Below are 17833 nucleotides of genomic sequence, written 5' to 3'. Positions count from 1 at the left end.
TCATGGCGAAACGCTGCATCTCACGCCCACGGAGTTCCGTCTGCTGTCCCTGCTAGTCGCCAATCCCGGCAAAGTCCTCACGCAGCGCCAGTTGCTAAACGATGTCTGGGGCCCCAACGCGGTGGAGAACAGTCATTACCTGCGCATCTATATGGGACATCTGCGCCAAAAACTGGAGCAGGACCCCGCCCGCCCGCGGCACCTGGTTACGGAGACCGCCGTCGGCTATCGTTTCATCCCCTGACGTTTCATCCCCTGAAGATAGCCTTTCGCATGAGGCTGGAGTAGCATTTCCGCTTATTTTTACAGGGGACAAAAGTGATGAGCAGTTGGTTGATTTATGCGCTGTTATCCGCGCTGTGCGCCGCACTGGTAGCGGTATTCGGAAAGGTGGGCCTACAGCAGCTGGACGCCAATACGGCGACCGCCGTGCGCGCCGTCATCATGGCCCTGTTTCTGGTCGGCGTTGTCGTCGCGCAGGGCAAGCTGGGTCTGGTCGGTGCGATTCTGACGCAGCATAAAGCCATGCTGTTCATCGTCCTGAGCGGCGTCGCCGGGGCCATGTCGTGGCTGTTTTATTTTATGGCGCTCAAAAACGGCTCGGTGGCGCAGGTCGCCCCGATAGACAAGCTGAGCGTCGTCTTCGCCATCATTTTAGCGGTGATCTTGCTGGGTGAAAAAATCTCTCTGCTGGCGGGCGTGGGCGTCGCGCTGATCTCAGCAGGGGCGCTGCTGGTCGCACTCGGATAACGGCGGTCAAACCAAATTTTTGATGACATATCCCCCCCGTTAGGGACAGCGGAATATCCCCTGCATGAGAAACCGCGGCGCTGCGTCTCCCCTGCGACCAATCTGGGGTAAAGAAACGGGTTCCGTCAGATAAAATATTCGCAGAGCTTTGAAGCCACAGGAGGCTGAAGCGGCGGTCATCCCTCTTCATCGCTGACGTTCCGGCTGATAACAAAAAGGCACCGTCATCGGTGCCTTTTAGGTTTCGCGAGGTAGCGAACGTTACTTCGCGTTGTTCAGCACTTCGCTGACAATCTCTACCGCTTCTTTTTCAATTTTCCGCAGATGTTCATCGCCGAGGAAACTTTCGCAATAGATTTTGTAGGCTTCTTCCGTGCCGGAAGGACGCGCGGCAAACCAGCCGTTGTCCGTAATCACCTTCAGCCCACCGATGGACGCGCCATTGCCCGGCGCGGTAGTCAGACGCGCGGTAATCGGGTCGCCCGCCAGCGTACTCGCGGAAACCTGTTCCGGCGACAGCTTGGACAACGCGGCTTTTTGCGCGTGCGTGGCCGGAGCCTGAATCCGGTTATAGCTAGGCGCGCCGAAGCGTTTCGCCAATTCATCATAGTGTTGCTGCGGGTTCTTACCGGTCACGGCTGTGATTTCCGCCGCCAGCAGGCACATGATGATGCCATCTTTGTCGGTTGACCACGGCTGGGTGTCGAAACGCAGGAAGGAAGCGCCAGCGCTTTCTTCACCGCCGAAGCCCAGACTGCCGTCGAACAGTCCATCGACAAACCATTTGAAGCCGACCGGCACTTCCACCAGCTTGCGGCCCAAATCGTTGACCACCCGGTCGATCATCGCGCTGGACACCAGCGTTTTACCGACGGCGACGCTGTCGCTCCACTGCGGACGATGTTGGAACAGGTAATTGATAGCGACGGCGAGGTAATGATTCGGATTCATCAGCCCGGCAGGAGTCACAATGCCGTGGCGGTCGTAGTCCGGATCGTTGGCGAAGGCCAGATCGAACTTGTCGCGCAGCGCCAGCAGTCCGGCCATGGCGAACTCCGATGAGCAGTCCATACGAATGACGCCATCGTGGTCCAGCGTCATAAAGCGGAACGTCTGGTCAACTTCGTCGTTAACCATGGTCAGATCCAGCTTGTAGTGCTCGGCGATCCGCTGCCAGTAGGCGATACCAGAACCGCCCAGAGGATCGACGCCCAGTTTCAACCCGGCGCGCTGAATGGCCGCCATATCGACGACCTCACCCAGCCCTTCCACGTAGGCCTGCACCAGATCCTGTTCGTGAAGATGACCGCCGCGTTTGGCTTCGTCCATGGTCTGACGCTTAACACCGCACAATGCTTCTGCCAGCAGCGCGTTGGCACGCTTTTCGATGACGCTGGTCAGATTGGTGTCTGCCGGTCCGCCATTGGGGGGATTGTATTTGATGCCGCCGTCTTCCGGCGGGTTATGCGACGGCGTAATGACGATGCCATCCGCCAACGCGCCGCCGTTACGGTTATGCGTCAGGATTGCGTTGGAGACGGCCGGGGTCGGAGTGAAGCCGTTATCCTGCTGGATAATGACATCCACACCATTCGCCGTCAGCACTTCCAGAACGGAAATAAACGCGGGTTCAGACAGCGCATGCGTGTCTTTCCCCACGTAACAAGGACCGCTAATCCCCTGGCGACTGCGCTCTTCGGCGATCGCCTGAGCAATAGCCAGAATGTGCGCTTCATTAAAACTGTTGCGCGCCGCGCTGCCGCGGTGGCCGGAGGTGCCGAATTTCACGGCGTGGGCCGGGTTAGTGGGGTCCGGTTGCAACACGTAATACTGTGACGTCAACTGCGCGACGTTAATCAAGTCGCTCTGCCGGGTAGGTTGTCCAGCTCTCGGGTGATTAGCCATTGCCTTGTTTTCCTGACGCGTGATTTAGATGGTGCCGCAGACTTTTTCGATCAGCTCCGGCGGGAACTGCATCGATTGCATGATGTGTTCGACCATGCTCCGTTTACGACCCGTATTGGTATTAGTGATAACCCAGTATGGCGTGCCCTGGATATGTTTGGGTTTGGTGTGCGTGCCATTTTGCAGCAGAGTATGCTCATCTCCGGCAAAGTAGACGCGAGTTCGGCCGTGCAGCGACTCGGTCGCCGCGCCGAATTCCGCGGGTGACAGGTCGTATAACGCGGACAAAATCAACATGAAGCGGTTAATCGCTTTATTCTTTTCAGCGTATTCGTCTGACAGCAGCAGCTCGCGCAGGGCTCTCACCCGGTCGCGCGGACTGTGTTGAGTGACTGCCACCGGCTGTTCCGCCACGGCCGTCTTGGATGGCGTTGTCTGTACAACCTGTCCGGCGCTGAATTTCAACATGCGCCGTAAAATGTCGGATGCGCTTTCGCCAATATGCTGGGTATGGCTGGCGATATAACGATAAAGCTCTTCGTCGACCTCAATAGTTTTCATCTTTATCCAGTACGGTTTTATTTCTTCAATCATCAGGGAGTATAAAGTTACCTTTCTCCCGCGAACAGCAGCAAACACGGGTATCCGCATAAAGTCAGATTAGGCTGAGTGATGCCTTTGCGCATGGAGGGTCGCCAGAGGCGATCGATCATGGCGCCGCGAGATCGCAGGATAAACTCATGATACCCTAAGCAAACGTCTCCCTGAATGAACTTCACTATGAAATTGAATTATCGCTGGCAAAACGCGCAACTGCCTCAGCAGCAGCTTCCGGTTATTCTCATTCACGGCCTGTTCGGTAACCTTGATAATCTTGGCGTATTGGCCCGCGATCTGCAAAATCAACACGATATTTTACAGATCGATCTGCGCAACCACGGGCTGTCGCCGCGCGATCCCTCCATGCAATATCAGGATATGGCGCAGGATGTCGTGGATCTGATGGACGAACTGGCGCTGGATCGTGTCATTGTGATCGGCCACTCCATGGGCGGTAAAGTCGCCATGGCGCTGAGCGCGCTGATCCCGGATCGCATTGAGCGCATCGTCGCTATCGATATCGCGCCGGTGCATTATCACAGCCGCCGACACGATGACATCTTCGCCGCCCTCAGAGCCGTCAGCGCCGCCGGGATCACGCAACGCAGCGCTGCGGCGGAACTGATGCGCAACAGTATCGCCGACGAAGGCGTGATTCAGTTTCTGCTGAAATCATTTGCTCAGGGAGAGTGGCGATTCAACGTGCCGGTTTTGTGGGATCAATATGAGGTCATTTCAGGCTGGCAGGACGTGCCCGTCTGGGCGCATCCCATTCTGTTCATTCGCGGAGAAAATTCGTCTTATCTGGATCGCCGTTATCGCGATGCGCTGTTGAGCCAGTTCCCTGGCGCGACGGCTTACGCCATTGCGGGCGCGGGACATTGGGTACATGCGGAAAAACCCGAGGCCGTGCTGCGGGCGATACACCGTTTTATGGCGCAGAGTTAACCTAACCGTTCGCCGCGACGCCAGTAAACCATTGTCGCGGCTGGTTCCGCTAGGGTATCATGTCGCCCGCTTTACGCACTTAAGGGTCGGCTGTCTAGCCACTGGCATTGTTAACCACATCATCAAAATGTCGCAGATAGAATGCGCCTTTTGGTCCGAATCTTTGCAGTACCACTACCTATGGCAAAAGAACAAACGGATCGCACCACACCGGATCTGTTCGCTGATGAGCGTCGTCCGGGCCGTCCGAAAACCAATCCGCTTTCACGCGATGAACAGCTGAGAATCAATAAGCGCAATCAGCTGCGACGAGACAAAAATCGTGGGCTACGGCGGGTTGAGCTGAAAATTAACGCGGAAGCGGTCGATATTCTTAACGCGTTGGCGGAAGAGAAAAATATCAGCCGAAGTGAGCTCATCGAGCAAATTTTATTATCTCAGCTGGCAGGTGCCAAACGTTGATCTCTCTTAGGGCGTCGTTAAAGACGCCCTAAGTTATTCTTTCATTACGACGGTCACTGCCCACCCACGCTCAGTATCCCTTTCCATCCTCATCCTGAACCGCCCTTATCATCACGCGCTGCGCGACGACGATAAGGGGGACCGGCATATCAGATAACGCGGGACATCGCGTAGCTTCGTTAGAATTTTTCCCAGTTATCCGTCGATTTTCCCGAAGGGAGCGCTTTTAACGCAGGCGCGGAAGCGGCTGGTTTGACCTCGCGGCTGCGGACTGCGGGGGCGTCTTTGGCCGACGTTTCCGTCAGGCGGAAGACCGACACCGCCTGCGTCAGCAGAGCTGCCTGCTCTTCCAACGAGCGCGCCGCAGCGGAAGCTTCTTCAACCAACGCGGCGTTCTGCTGTGTAACGCCATCCATTTCCGCAATCGCCTGTCCTGCCTGAGCAATTCCTTTACTTTGCTCTTCGGAGGCGGTGGCGATTTCCGCCATGATATCGGTAACGTTCGAGACGGAACGGACGATTTCACTCATGGTCGTCCCGGCATCCGCGACCTGCGACGATCCCGAATCGACGCTGCGCACCGAATCAGAAATCAGATGTTCGATCTCTTTGGCCGCCTGCGCGCTTCGCTGAGCCAGATTACGCACTTCTCCCGCGACGACAGCGAAGCCACGTCCCTGCTCGCCTGCTCGCGCCGCTTCCACGGCGGCGTTCAGCGCCAGAATGTTGGTCTGGAACGCGATCCCGTTGATAACCGTGGTGATTTCAGCGATTTTCTTGGAGCTGTTGGCAATTTCAGACATGGTTTTCACCACGTTATCGACCAGTTCACCGCCCTTGTGCGCGGTGACCGAAGCCTGCTGCGCCAGCTGACGTGCATGTCCGGCGTTCTCGGCGTTCTGTTTCACCGTCGATGTCAGCTGTTCCATACTGGCCGCGCTCTCTTCAAGCGCGGAGGCCTGAGACTCCGTACGCGCTGAAAGGTCGTTGTTACCCGCGGCGATTTCCGCCACGCCCTGATAAATTGATTCGGCGCTGCTGCGAATGGTGCTCACCGTATTCGCCAGGCTGCTCTGCATATCGCGCAGCAGAGGGAACAATTTGCCGACGCAGTTGTTGCCAAAGTCCACGATCGGTTTTCCCAACCGCCCCGCCGCAATGATCTGGAAGTAGTCACGGAGTTCGTTAAGCGGACGCATCAGATATTTGACCAGATAGCGATCGGTGAACAGCAGCATCAATATACCCGCGATCAACCCCGCCACCAGAATAGTCTGGCCGATGAAGGTCAGGCGGTTGAAACGTTCACCCGCCGCGCTAAACTTCTCCGCTCCCGCTTTGTTGAAGGCCGTCACTGAAATACCGAACTGGCGGCTCAGAGCAGGGACCGTTGTTTTGGCATAGCTCTGATATTCGTCCAGCGCGGAGGCAGACGCGCGTTGGAACATCGGCTCTACGCCGTTTTGGATAAGATTCCCCCAATCGTTCGCCACCGCATCGGCCAGAGCGCCATCCATACCGCCGTGGTCGATCTGTTTAAAAGCCACCAAATTATCTTTCATATTATTGAGTGCTTCCGCGGCAGACTGCTGCTCTTTATCCGCATTGGCGGTATCGCCCAACCGACGGTAGTCCACCGATCTGGCCAGTCGAGTCACCATACGAAAGTACTGATCGTTCCCCATATTGACCAGGTTCATATTTTTAACCAGCAATGTGCTGGTGTGTGATGTTTGGGTCATCGCATGGAATGAATAGAAGGTGTAAGCCGAAACAGCGCCCCACAACACGCAGAAAGTGCCCAACACCCATAGTAATGCCGTACGGATCGCTATATTTCTCAGCAATTGCATATCAAAACTCCCCGCCGAAGCAAAAGATTAAGTTTGGTGTAACTAAGACTGGCTGAAGCGCCTTTGTTAAAGGAAAGCACGGTGCTAATTGGGCGTCACTGACAAAGCGCTCAGTGTTCACCATCGTCAATATCGGCCAAAAATTTAGAGGGCTGACCTCGCAAAAATAAGAAAAAAACCTGAAATAATATTTAGTTAAAAGCTTTCAATAAGATAGTAGATTAAAAAAATTATAAAAATATTTAAGACATGAAAAATCATCGCAACAGCGAAGCGAGCCGAGGCTGCGGCAGATACAAGTTTCTCCCTCAGATAGGGTCTGCTATCATTATCCGATCTGTGGTAGCTCAGGCACCATTTCAATAGGAATCAAGAGGTTATATTATCCATGGCACTTATAGGTATTTTCTTCGGCAGCGATACTGGCAATACCGAAAACATTGCCAAGGCAATCCAACAGCAGCTGGGCTCCGATGTTGCAGAGGTTCATGACATCGCCAAAAGCAGCAAAGAAGATCTTGAGCGTTTCGACATTCTGCTGCTGGGCATTCCAACCTGGTATTACGGGGAAGCGCAGTGTGACTGGGACGACTTCTTCCCGACGCTGGAAGACATCGATTTCACCGGCAAGCGCGTAGCGCTCTTTGGCTGCGGCGATCAGGAAGACTATGCCGAGTATTTCTGTGATGCCATGGGCACCTTGCGTGACCTTATCGAACCGCGCGGCGCGACCATCGTCGGTAACTGGTCAACCGAAGGCTACTACTTCGAAGCCTCTAAAGGTCTGGCTGACGACAAGCACTTCATTGGCCTGGCGATTGACGAAGACCGTCAGCCTGAACTGACTAACGAGCGTGTGAGCGCATGGGTTAAACAAATCAGCGCTGAGCTGGATTTGTAATCTTTTTGAATCAGTTCTCTTCATTACGGTTCCGGCATTGGTTTGTGTCGGGGCCGTATCAATAGGTAAAATCTGTCGTAAAGATAGATACATTTTTTTAACTTTTCCGCATTGCGCGGTACAATACCCCCTTCGGTTAGCTGGTTTCTCACCATTTTTCGCTTTTAAAACGGCGTTGCGCCGTCCCCCTTACCGATGGGTAAGCCTGATATGGTTACGGTTCTGCGGTTTTCATTTCGCCTGTGCAGTTCTATAATTGAGACGAATAAACGTGTTTGAGCCGACCGATGATATTAGGCTAGTTAGCCTCCCTTGATGAAAGTAGAGTAACAGGACTAAATCCGCATGACTGACAACAACACCGCATTAAAGAAGGCCGGCCTGAAAGTAACCCTTCCTCGTCTTAAAATCTTGGAAGTACTGCAGGACCCAACTTGCCATCACGTCAGTGCGGAAGATTTGTATAAAAAGCTGATTGATATGGGAGAAGAGATTGGTCTGGCCACCGTTTATCGCGTGCTGAACCAGTTTGATGATGCCGGTATCGTGACCCGCCACAACTTTGAAGGCGGAAAATCAGTTTTCGAACTGACACAGCAGCAGCACCACGATCATCTGATTTGCCTGGACTGCGGCCGCGTCATTGAATTCAGCGATGAATCCATTGAAGCTCGCCAGCGTGAGATCTCAGAGCGCCACGGTATCAAACTGACCAACCATAGTCTGTACCTGTACGGCCACTGCAGCTCCGGTAACTGCCGTGAAGATGAAAAAATTCACGAAGGGAATTAATTCCCCTTCTAATCAGAAAAAATGATTCAGAAAAAAGAAAACCGCCGCGGCGGTTTTCTTTTTTCTTTATATGGCCCGGTAAAATTAACCGACCCAGGTGTCTCGCAAACCCGTGGTCCGGTTAAAGACCAGATGATCGGCGCTGGAGTAAACGCGGTCCGCACAGAAGTAGCCTTCACGTTCGAACTGGTACGCTTTCTCCACCAACGCATCCGCCATGCTGGCTTCAACGAATCCGTTAGCAATCTGCAGTGATTCAGGGTTGATGGTCGACAGGAAGTCTTCCGCTGCCCCCGGATTAGCTACGCTGAACAGACGGTCATACAGGCGGAATTCAGCCGGGATACCGTGCGCAACGGAAACCCAGTGGATAACGCCTTTTACCTTGCGGCCATCAGCCGGATCTTTGCTTAACGTATCCGGATCGTAGCTGCAGTAAATCGTTGCGATCTCGCCCTGCTCGTCTTTCTCAACGCGGTCAGCTTTGATCACATAGGCGTTGCGAAGGCGGACTTCCTTTCCCAGCACCAGACGTTTGTACTGCTTGTTGGCGGCTTCACGGAAGTCAGCGCGGTCAATGTACAGTTCGCGGCTGAAACCAACCTGACGCGTTCCCATCTCCGGCTTGTTGGGATGGTTCGGCATCGTCACCCACTCTTCGTGGCCTTCCGGCAGGTTATCGATCACCACTTTCACCGGATCCAGTACGGCCATCGCGCGCGGCGCATTCTCGTTCAAATCATCGCGAATGCAGGATTCCAATGAGGCCATTTCCACCGTGTTGTCCTGCTTGGTCACGCCGATACGGCGGCAGAACTCGCGAATAGAGGCGGCGGTATAACCACGACGGCGCAGACCGGAAATTGTCGGCATACGCGGATCGTCCCAACCTTCCACCACGTTTTCCGTCACCAGCTGATTCAGCTTGCGCTTGGACATCACCGCATATTCCAGATTCAGACGAGAAAACTCATACTGATGTGGATGCGCGGGGATGGAGATATTGTCCAGCACCCAGTCGTACAGGCGGCGGTTGTCCTGGAACTCCAGCGTACACAGGGAATGAGTCACCCCTTCCAGCGCATCGGAAATGCAGTGGGTAAAGTCATACATCGGGTAGATGCACCACTTGTTGCCGGTCTGATGGTGGTCGGCGAATTTGATGCGGTACAGCACCGGATCGCGCATCACCATGAAAGGCGACGCCATATCTATTTTGGCGCGCAGGCACGCCGTGCCTTCGGCAAAACCGCCGCTACGCATTTTTTCAAACAGCGCCAGGTTTTCCTGAACGTCACGATCGCGATAAGGGCTGTTTTTACCCGGGGAAGTCAGCGTACCGCGATACTCACGGATCTGCTCCGGCGTCAGCTCATCGACATACGCCAGTCCTTTATTGATCAACTCAATCGCGTACTGATGCAGCTGGTCGAAATAGTTGGACGAATAACGCACCTCGCCGCTCCAGGAGAAGCCCAGCCATTGAACGTCGTGTTTGATCGAGTCGACAAATTCAATGTCTTCTTTTACCGGATTGGTATCGTCAAAGCGCAGATTGCACTGACCCTGATAATCTTCGGCAATACCGAAATTCAGGCAAATCGATTTGGCATGACCAATATGCAGATAGCCGTTGGGCTCGGGCGGGAAACGCGTCTGAATATGATCATGCTTACCAGATGACAGATCTTCGTCGATGATCTGGCGAATAAAATTCGTTGGGCGGGCTTCTGCCTCACTCATGCTTGATTCCTTAAAAACGAAAAACAACACATAACCGCTAATGATCCAACAAGCCACGCCGGGAAACAACCGTTTGTTTCACCTAAATTGCATGGAAGTGGGCAGCATAAAAAACGGGGTGAAGTTTTATCTTCACCCCGTTATGAATATTCCAATGACGGAATCGCCCGGTGGGGTCATCCGTCATTACCAGACCACTAAAGTGTAGTCCTAATTTTTTGATACCTGCCGCAAAGCGGACGCGATAGCTTCAGCCTGCGTCCCCACGACAATCTGCACACTTTGCGCATTCAGACGAATCACGCCGGAAGCCCCCAGCTGTTTGGCTAACGCTTCATCCACCAGCGCCGAGTCTTTCACGTTTAAACGCAGACGCGTGATGCAAGCGTCAATCCCGGTCAGGTTTTCTTTCCCGCCGACGGCGCGCAAATACCCCTCAGCGACGGTTTCCCCCGAGCTCGAAGATGACGTCGGCGAGGATGCAGTCGCCATTGGCGTTGCAATGGATTCGCGGCCCGGCGTCAGGAGATTAAAGCGCTGGATAGTGAAACGGAATACGACGTAGTAGATCACGAAGAAGACCAGCCCCTGCGGAATCAACATGTACCACTGCGTCGCCAGCGGATTGCGGGATGAGAGCACCATGTCCACCAGACCCGCGCTGAAACCAAAACCGGCAATCCAATGCATGCTGGCGGCGATATAGACCGACAGCCCGGTCAGCAGCGCATGGAGAAAATACAGCACTGGCGCCACGAACATAAAGGAAAACTCCAGCGGCTCTGTGATACCAGTAAAGAAAGCGGCGAAGGCACCGGCTATCATAATCCCGGCCACCCAGCTGCGATTCTCAGGGCGGGCACAGTGATAAATCGCCAACGCCGCCCCCGGCACGCCAAACATCATGATAGGGAAGAAGCCAGCCTGATAACGCCCGGTGATACCTGGAATTGCTTTACCCGCGTCAATCGCCTGCTGTCCGCTCAGGAAGTTAGGGATATCGTTGATCCCCGCCACATCGAACCAAAAGACGGAGTTCAAGGCATGATGCAACCCGACCGGGATCAGCATACGGTTAAAGAAGGCGTAAATCCCCGCGCCGACGGATCCCATCCGCTGGATGTGTTCACCGAAAGAGACCAAACCACCGTAAATCACCGGCCAAACGTACATCAGGATAGCGGCAACGACGATCATCAGCATGGAGGTCAGGATCGGCACCAGACGGCGGCCGCTGAAGAAAGAGAGGGCTCGCGGCAGTTCAACGCCGCTGAAACGGTTATAAAGTTCGGCCGAAATGACTCCGACCAGGATACCGACGAACTGATTTTCAATTTTACCGAAGGCTGCCGGTACCTGATCCAGCGGAATTTGCTGGATCATGGCGACCGCCGCCGGCGAACACAGCGAGGTCAGAACGAGATAGCCTACGAATCCGTTTAACGCAGCGGAGCCATCTTTGTCCTTGGACATGCCGTACGCCACACCGATGGCGAACAGCACCGCCATGTGTTCAATGATAGCCGCGCCAGATTTCAGCAACAGTGCGGCCAGCGCGTTCTGACTGCCCCTTCCCGTCGGGTCGATCCAGTATCCTACCCCCATCAAAATGGCGGCGGCAGGCAGTGTGGCGACAGGCACCATCAGCGCCCGGCCTATATTCTGTAAATAACCGAGTATACTCACTTTCCTCTCTCCCCTTGCGAACAATGAAACAGCCAGTCGATTTAATCGTTTTAGCCCCACCCTGCGGGTAGGTTTTGAGTGTAAGAAAAATAATTTTTATTGCGAAATAACATCATTGATTATGTGATAAACCTCACCTAAACATCACATATAAAAAGTTTATGGCTGTTCATACACAGCACTTATTTCAAGATAAAAAAAAACGCGCTAGACTAGATTTCATAGCACGATAGTGGAATAGCGCCGTGTTATTCGACTATAGACCTAATTTTCAAGCGATTGCTGACGCTTCAGGAGAACGCCAATGAGACTGATCCCGCTCAACACCGCCGAGGAAGTCGGCAAATGGGCCGCACGTTATATCGCCCAGCGCATCAACGACTTTAATCCTACGCAAGAACGCCCTTTCGTGCTGGGACTTCCCACCGGCAGCACGCCGTTGGAAGCCTACAAGGCGCTGATTGCGCTCCATCAGGCGGGAGAAGTCAGCTTTCGACACGTCGTCACCTTTAACATGGACGAATACGTGGGCCTTCCGCCGGATCATCCGGAGAGCTATCGGACGTTCATGTTCCAGAATTTCTTTAATCACATTGATATCCCACGTGAAAACATTAACCTGTTGAACGGAAACGCGAAGGATATTACCGCGGAGTGCCAGCGCTACGAGGACAAAATCCGCGCTTACGGCAAAATTTACCTGTTTATGGGCGGCGTAGGCAGCGATGGTCACATCGCATTCAACGAACCGGCGTCATCACTGGTGTCGCGCACGCGCATTAAAACCCTGACCGAAGAAACCCGCATCGCCAACTCACGCTTTTTCGGCGGTGATGTCAGCCTCGTGCCCAAATATGCCCTGACCGTGGGCGTCGGCACGCTGCTGGATGCGGAAGAAATCATGATACTGGTTACCGGGCGCAATAAGGCGCAGGCGCTGCAGGCCGCGGTTGAAGGCAACGTCAACCATCTATGGACCATCAGCTGTTTGCAGCTGCATGCTAAATCCATGATGGTCTGCGACGAACCCTCGACGATGGAACTGAAGGTGAAAACCGTTAAGTATTTTCGCGAACTGGAAGCTGAGAATCTTACTCAATTTTAATCGGTTAGCCGGGAGCTCTCGATGTACGCTTTAACTCATGGCCGCATTTTTACCGGTCATCAAATTCTTGACGACCACGCCGTTGTCATCGCCGATGGGCTGATTGACCGGGTGTGTCCGCTAAACGAACTACCAACCGATATCGACACGCGCGACCTCAATGGCGCCCTGCTCGCACCAGGTTTTATCGACCTTCAGCTAAACGGCTGCGGCGGCGTGCAGTTTAACGACACGCTGGACAATATCTCGGTCAAGACGCTGGAAATCATGCAGCAGGCCAATGAGAAATCCGGCTGCACCAGTTTCCTGCCGACGCTGATTACCGCCTCGGACGACTTCATCCGGCGTGGCGTGGAAGTCATGCGCGCCTATCTGGCGCAGAACAACCATCAGGCGCTGGGGCTGCATATAGAAGGCCCGTGGCTGAATCCCGTCAAGAAAGGCACGCACGACATCACATTGATCCGCCAGCCGGACGAGGCACTGGTCGAATTTCTGTGCAACAACGCAGATGTGATCACCCAAATCACGCTGGCGCCCGAACGGGTTTCCGCCGATGTCATCCAGCGATTGACCCGCGCCGGTATCATCGTTTCCGCCGGCCACTCCAATGCGACCTGGGAAGAGGCCAAACGCGGCTTCGCCGCCGGTATCCGCTGCGCGACGCACCTTTTCAACGCCATGCCGGTCGTTGCCGGACGCGAGCCGGGGCTGGTCGGGGCGATTTACGACGCGCCCGAAATCTACAGCGGCATCATCGCCGACGGCCATCATGTTAGCTGGGCCAACATCCGCAACAGTAAACGCATCAAGGGCGACCGACTGGTATTGGTTACCGACGCCACAGCGCCTGCCGGAGCCGAAATTGACCAGTTCATTTTTGCCGGCAAACCCATATACTACCGCGACGGCATCTGCGTGGATGAGAACGGCACCCTCAGCGGGTCGGCGCTTACCATGATCGATGCGGTACGCAATTGCGTAGAACAGGCGGGGATCGCCCTGGATGAAGCGCTCCGAATGGCCACGCTCTACCCTGCCCGCGCCATTGGCATCGACCACCAGCTGGGCAGTATCGAGTGCGGTAAAGTCGCGAATCTGACGGCATTCACCCGCGATTTCCATGTCATCAATACTTTTGTCAACGGCGAGGAAGTATTGAACTAAGTCGAGCAACTTTTCATGACCACAGGCGAGCAGGCGAAGATAGGCAATATCGATCTGGTAAAGCAGTTAAACAGCGCGGTGGTATACCGGCTTATCGACCAGCACGGTCCGATCTCCCGCATACAAATCGCCGAACAAAGCCAGCTTGCGCCCGCCAGCGTCACGAAAATCACTCGCCAACTGCTGGAGCGCGGGCTGATCAAAGAAGTCGATCAGCAAGCCTCCACCGGCGGCCGCCGGGCCATCTCAATTGTGTCGGAAAGCCGTCCTTTCCATACCATCGCCGTTCGTCTGGGACGCTACGACGCCACCATCGCGCTCTATAATCTGGAAGGACGACAGCTGGCGGAAACGCACTATACGCTGCCGGAGAAAACGCAGGAGACGGTAGAGACAGCGCTCTTCAAGGCGATAGACCACTTTATCAGTCAACATCAGAATCGCATTCGCGAGCTAATCGCTATTTCCGTCGTCTTGCCGGGGCTGGTGGACCCTACCGCCGGTCTGGTCCGCTACATGCCGCATATCAACGTCGACAACTGGCCGCTAGTGCAACATTTGCAAGAGCGCTTCGAAGTCAACTGCTTCATCGGCCACGATATCCGCAGTCTGGCGCTGGCCGAACATTATTTCGGGGCCAGCCGCCATTGTCAGGATTCGATTCTGATTCGGGTTCATCGCGGCACCGGCGCGGGAATTATCGTCAATGGACACATTTTTCTCGGCAGCAACGGCAACGTGGGCGAAATCGGTCATATTCAGATCGATCCTCTGGGGGATCACTGTCACTGCGGCAATTTCGGCTGTCTGGAGACCGTGGTATCCAATTCCGCCATTGAGCAGCGCGTTCTCCACCTGTTAAAACAGGGTTACCCCAGCAAACTGACGGTGGAAACCAGCCAGATAGCGCCCATCTGTCAGGCCGCCAATCGCGGCGATGCGCTGGCGCATGAAGTGATTGAACACGCGGGGTTGTATCTGGGCAGAGCTATTGCCCTGACGGTCAACCTGTTTAATCCGCAGCAGGTGGTGATCGCCGGAGAAGTGACCGAAGCGGCGAAAGTCTTGCTGCCTGCCATCCAGCGCTGCATTAATGCGCAGGTGTTGAAGGACTTTCGCAACAATCTGCCTGTCGTGGTTTCGGAGCTGCATCATCTGTCCGCCATCGGCGCTTTCGCACTGGTCAAACGGGCAATGCTCAATGGCACATTGCTGATCCAATTGCTGGAAAAAGAGTAAAGGCCCATTCGGGCCATAAGACCAAATTATGGGATCACCAAAAAAAGGCGCATCCCACAAAGGCATTTTGTGGAATATTTATTATATTGCGCGATATATTAAACATTCCTCATCGAGAATGCTTTTTTCATTAAAGGTTATTGAACTCAAGTGCCATTTTGATGCTAAATCTTCGTTACTGAAACAGCAGCGGTACACACAGCGCGGTCATTCGGCATAGCAACATCGCTCCATCCACTGCTGGCAACACCTCATTTATTTGACTCGCGAACACTCGCGAGATCGGCGAATCAAGGAGCTTCATCTTATGTGTTCTATTTTTGGTGTGCTTGATCTGAAAACCGACCCGGTTGAATTACGTAAAAAAGCGCTGGAGCTGTCTCGCCTGATGCGCCACCGCGGCCCGGATTGGTCCGGCGTCTATGCCAGCGATAAAGCGATTCTGGCTCACGAGCGTCTGTCTATCGTCGACGTCAACACCGGCGCTCAGCCGCTGTACAACAAATCACGCACCCACGTCCTGGCCGTCAACGGAGAAATTTACAACCATCAGGAACTGCGTGAGAAGTACGCCGACCGTTACGAATTCCAGACGGGTTCCGACTGCGAAGTCATTCTGGCCCTGTATCAGGAAAAAGGTCCGGAATTCCTTGATGAGCTGTACGGCATGTTCGCCTTCGCCCTGTACGACAGCGAAAAAGACGCCTACCTGATTGGTCGCGACCATCTGGGCATCATCCCGCTGTATATGGGTTACGACGAACACGGCAACTTCTATGTCGCGTCCGAAATGAAATCGCTGGTGCCGGTATGCCGCACGATTAAAGAATTCCCGGCGGGCAGCTACCTGTGGAGCCAGGATGGAGAAATTCGCGAATACTACCGTCGCGACTGGTTTGACTATGAAAGCGTCAAAGACAACGCCACGGATAAAGAGCAGCTGCGCGACGCGCTGGAAGAGTCCGTCAAGAGCCATCTGATGTCCGACGTGCCTTACGGCGTACTGCTGTCCGGCGGGCTGGATTCTTCTATCATCTCCGCCATCACCAAAAAATATGCGGCTCGCCGTGTGGAAGACGATGCACGCAGCGAAGCCTGGTGGCCGCAGTTGCACTCTTTCGCCGTCGGTCTGAAAGGCGCGCCTGATTTGAAAGCAGCTAAGCAGGTTGCAGATCATCTGGGCACCGTGCACCACGAGATCAACTTTACGGTGCAGGAAGGTCTGGATGCTATCCGCGATGTGATTTATCACATCGAGACCTACGACGTCACGACGATCCGTGCCTCCACGCCGATGTATCTGATGTCTCGCAAAATCAAAGCCATGGGCATCAAAATGGTGCTGTCCGGCGAAGGCGCGGACGAAGTGTTTGGCGGCTACCTTTACTTCCATAAAGCGCCGAACGCTAAAGAGTTCCACGAAGAAACCGTGCGTAAACTGCTGGCGCTGCATCAATACGACTGCGCCCGCGCGAACAAAGCAATGTCTGCGTGGGGCGTTGAGGCTCGCGTTCCTTTCCTGGATAAGGCGTTCCTCGACGTGGCGATGCGCGTTAACCCGAAAGATAAGATGTGCGGCAACGGCAAAATGGAAAAACACATCTTGCGTGAGTGCTTCGAGTCTTACCTTCCGCACGACGTGGCATGGCGTCAGAAAGAGCAGTTCTCCGACGGGGTCGGCTACAGCTGGATTGATTCTTTGAAAGAGATCGCGGCGGAGCAAATTTCCGACCAGCAGATGGAAACCGCGCACTTCCGTTTCCCGTACAACACGCCGACGTCTAAAGAAGGCTATCTGTACCGCGAGATCTTTGAAGAGCTGTTCCCGGTTCCGAGCGCCGCAGAATGTGTTCCTGGCGGTCCGTCTGTCGCCTGCTCTTCCGCCAAAGCGATTGAGTGGGACGAATCCTTTAAGAAAATGGACGATCCGTCTGGTCGCGCCGTAGGCGTTCATCAGTCAGCGTACTAACCGTCGGTTTCACGGTTCTCACCCTAAACGGGCCTCCAGAGGCCCGTTTTTCTTATCGATGATGGCAAAAAAAACGGCCTTTTGACGCTTTTCTGTTCATACTGTTCATAAGCCAGACAAACGGCCGCCGACAGGCCATTTTCGGGAAAAAATGTGTTGACGGTTCAAAGTCAACTACGCATAATGCGCCCCGCAACGCCGATGAAGGTGACGCGGAAAAGATGGCTACGTAGCTCAGCTGGTTAGAGCACAGCACTCATAATGCTGGGGTCACAGGTTCGATTCCCGTCGTAGCCACCATCTTTTTTGCGGGAGTGGCGAAATTGGTAGACGCACCAGATTTAGGTTCTGGCGCCGCAAGGTGTGCGAGTTCAAGTCTCGCCTCCCGCACCATGTAATCTTCAAGGCCAAGCACAGTTTTATTGGGGTATCGCCAAGCGGTAAGGCACTGGGTTTTGATCCCAGCATTCCCAGGTTCGAATCCTGGTACCCCAGCCAATTTTAGTGAGACACTTCGTCAGAAGTGCAACCCGTTGGGGTATCGCCAAGCGGTAAGGCACCGGATTCTGATTCCGGCATCCCAGGTTCGAATCCTGGTACCCCAGCCAAACATTCGCCACGTAGAAACTTTCTTCTGGCAAATAGCAGTACCAAGGCTACGTAGCTCAGCTGGTTAGAGCACAGCACTCATAATGCTGGGGTCACAGGTTCGA

Annotated in this window: 15 protein-coding genes and 4 tRNA genes; 14 read left to right on the top strand and 5 right to left on the bottom strand. The window is 54.3% G+C overall.

The window, feature by feature from the left end:
- Together Q7O77_RS05020 and Q7O77_RS05015 are read left to right on the top strand one after the other, a co-directional pair.
- Positions 1–244 (top strand): winged helix-turn-helix domain-containing protein (locus Q7O77_RS05020; protein ID WP_304163945.1); only part of this gene is annotated, 244 nt, incomplete at its 5' end.
- A gap of 77 nt (positions 245–321) precedes the next feature.
- Positions 322–750, top strand: a complete 429-nt coding sequence (locus Q7O77_RS05015; RefSeq protein ID WP_304163944.1) for an EamA family transporter — start codon at positions 322–324, stop codon at positions 748–750.
- 261 nt (positions 751–1011) lie between these two features.
- On the opposite strand, the gene pgm is transcribed toward Q7O77_RS05015, so the two are convergent.
- Positions 1012–2655 (bottom strand): phosphoglucomutase (alpha-D-glucose-1,6-bisphosphate-dependent), encoded by a 1644-nt coding sequence (pgm, locus tag Q7O77_RS05010; RefSeq protein WP_304163942.1) that lies wholly within the window; start codon positions 2653–2655, stop codon positions 1012–1014.
- 24 nt (positions 2656–2679) lie between these two features.
- The gene (gene seqA, locus Q7O77_RS05005) at positions 2680–3216 is read right to left on the bottom strand and encodes a replication initiation negative regulator SeqA (RefSeq protein ID WP_304163940.1); all 537 of its coding nucleotides are present in this window, start codon (positions 3214–3216) and stop codon (positions 2680–2682) included.
- A gap of 219 nt (positions 3217–3435) precedes the next feature.
- Between seqA and ybfF the strand changes: the two genes are divergently transcribed.
- Both ybfF and ybfE read left to right on the top strand, forming a co-directional pair.
- On the top strand, positions 3436–4203 hold the full coding sequence (gene ybfF / locus Q7O77_RS05000; RefSeq protein ID WP_304163938.1) for an esterase: 768 nt from the start codon (positions 3436–3438) through the stop codon (positions 4201–4203).
- Between the two features lie 180 nt (positions 4204–4383).
- Positions 4384–4665, top strand: coding sequence for a LexA regulated protein (ybfE, locus tag Q7O77_RS04995; protein WP_026738958.1), 282 nt, complete (start codon positions 4384–4386; stop codon positions 4663–4665).
- Positions 4666–4844: 179 nt separating this feature from the next.
- Here ybfE and Q7O77_RS04990 read toward each other — a convergent pair whose 3' ends face one another.
- Positions 4845–6518, bottom strand: coding sequence for a methyl-accepting chemotaxis protein (locus Q7O77_RS04990; RefSeq protein WP_304163936.1), 1674 nt, complete (start codon positions 6516–6518; stop codon positions 4845–4847).
- A 388-nt stretch (positions 6519–6906) separates the two neighbouring features.
- Here Q7O77_RS04990 and fldA point away from each other — a divergent pair, with 388 nt between their 5' ends.
- Both fldA and fur read left to right on the top strand, forming a co-directional pair.
- Positions 6907–7419 carry a flavodoxin FldA gene (gene fldA, locus Q7O77_RS04985; protein WP_304163934.1) on the top strand — a complete coding sequence of 171 codons (513 nt, stop codon included), beginning with the start codon at positions 6907–6909 and terminating at the stop codon, positions 7417–7419.
- Positions 7420–7764: 345 nt separating this feature from the next.
- Positions 7765–8211: a ferric iron uptake transcriptional regulator gene (gene fur / locus Q7O77_RS04980; protein WP_085652458.1), complete on the top strand. Its 447-nt coding sequence runs from the start codon at positions 7765–7767 to the stop codon at positions 8209–8211.
- 84 nt (positions 8212–8295) lie between these two features.
- Here the strand turns inward: fur and glnS are convergent, their stop codons facing one another.
- Both glnS and nagE read right to left on the bottom strand, forming a co-directional pair.
- The gene (glnS, locus tag Q7O77_RS04975; RefSeq protein WP_304163931.1) at positions 8296–9954 is read right to left on the bottom strand and encodes a glutamine--tRNA ligase; all 1659 of its coding nucleotides are present in this window, start codon (positions 9952–9954) and stop codon (positions 8296–8298) included.
- 210 nt (positions 9955–10164) lie between these two features.
- Entirely contained in the window at positions 10165–11640 is a 1476-nt protein-coding gene (gene nagE, locus Q7O77_RS04970) for an N-acetylglucosamine-specific PTS transporter subunit IIBC (RefSeq protein ID WP_304163929.1), read from the bottom strand.
- A gap of 304 nt (positions 11641–11944) precedes the next feature.
- On the opposite strand from nagE, the gene nagB reads away from it, so the two are divergent.
- From nagB to Q7O77_RS04930, 8 genes are all read left to right on the top strand, one after another.
- Positions 11945–12745 carry a glucosamine-6-phosphate deaminase gene (gene nagB / locus Q7O77_RS04965; RefSeq protein WP_304163927.1) on the top strand — a complete coding sequence of 267 codons (801 nt, stop codon included), beginning with the start codon at positions 11945–11947 and terminating at the stop codon, positions 12743–12745.
- 21 nt (positions 12746–12766) lie between these two features.
- Positions 12767–13912, top strand: a complete 1146-nt coding sequence (gene nagA, locus Q7O77_RS04960) for an N-acetylglucosamine-6-phosphate deacetylase (RefSeq protein WP_304163925.1) — start codon at positions 12767–12769, stop codon at positions 13910–13912.
- 15 nt (positions 13913–13927) lie between these two features.
- Positions 13928–15151 carry an ROK family protein gene (locus Q7O77_RS04955; protein WP_304163923.1) on the top strand — a complete coding sequence of 408 codons (1224 nt, stop codon included), beginning with the start codon at positions 13928–13930 and terminating at the stop codon, positions 15149–15151.
- A gap of 307 nt (positions 15152–15458) precedes the next feature.
- Complete coding sequence (gene asnB / locus Q7O77_RS04950) at positions 15459–17120, top strand: asparagine synthase B (protein WP_304163921.1); 1662 nt, start codon at positions 15459–15461, stop codon at positions 17118–17120.
- Positions 17121–17343: 223 nt separating this feature from the next.
- Positions 17344–17420: transfer RNA gene (locus Q7O77_RS04945), tRNA-Met, on the top strand.
- Between the two features lie 8 nt (positions 17421–17428).
- Positions 17429–17513: transfer RNA gene (locus Q7O77_RS04940), tRNA-Leu, on the top strand.
- Positions 17514–17543: 30 nt separating this feature from the next.
- A tRNA-Gln gene (locus Q7O77_RS04935) sits at positions 17544–17618 on the top strand.
- Positions 17619–17654: 36 nt separating this feature from the next.
- A tRNA-Gln gene (locus Q7O77_RS04930) sits at positions 17655–17728 on the top strand.
- Positions 17729–17833 lie beyond the last annotated feature (105 nt).

The sequence above is a fragment of the Lonsdalea britannica genome, from assembly GCF_946477055.1.
GTDB classification, from domain to species: Bacteria; Pseudomonadota; Gammaproteobacteria; order Enterobacterales; family Enterobacteriaceae; genus Lonsdalea; species Lonsdalea britannica_A.
The sequence above is the reverse complement of the archived record's forward strand: the minus strand, read 5'-3'. Positions and strand labels throughout refer to the sequence as shown.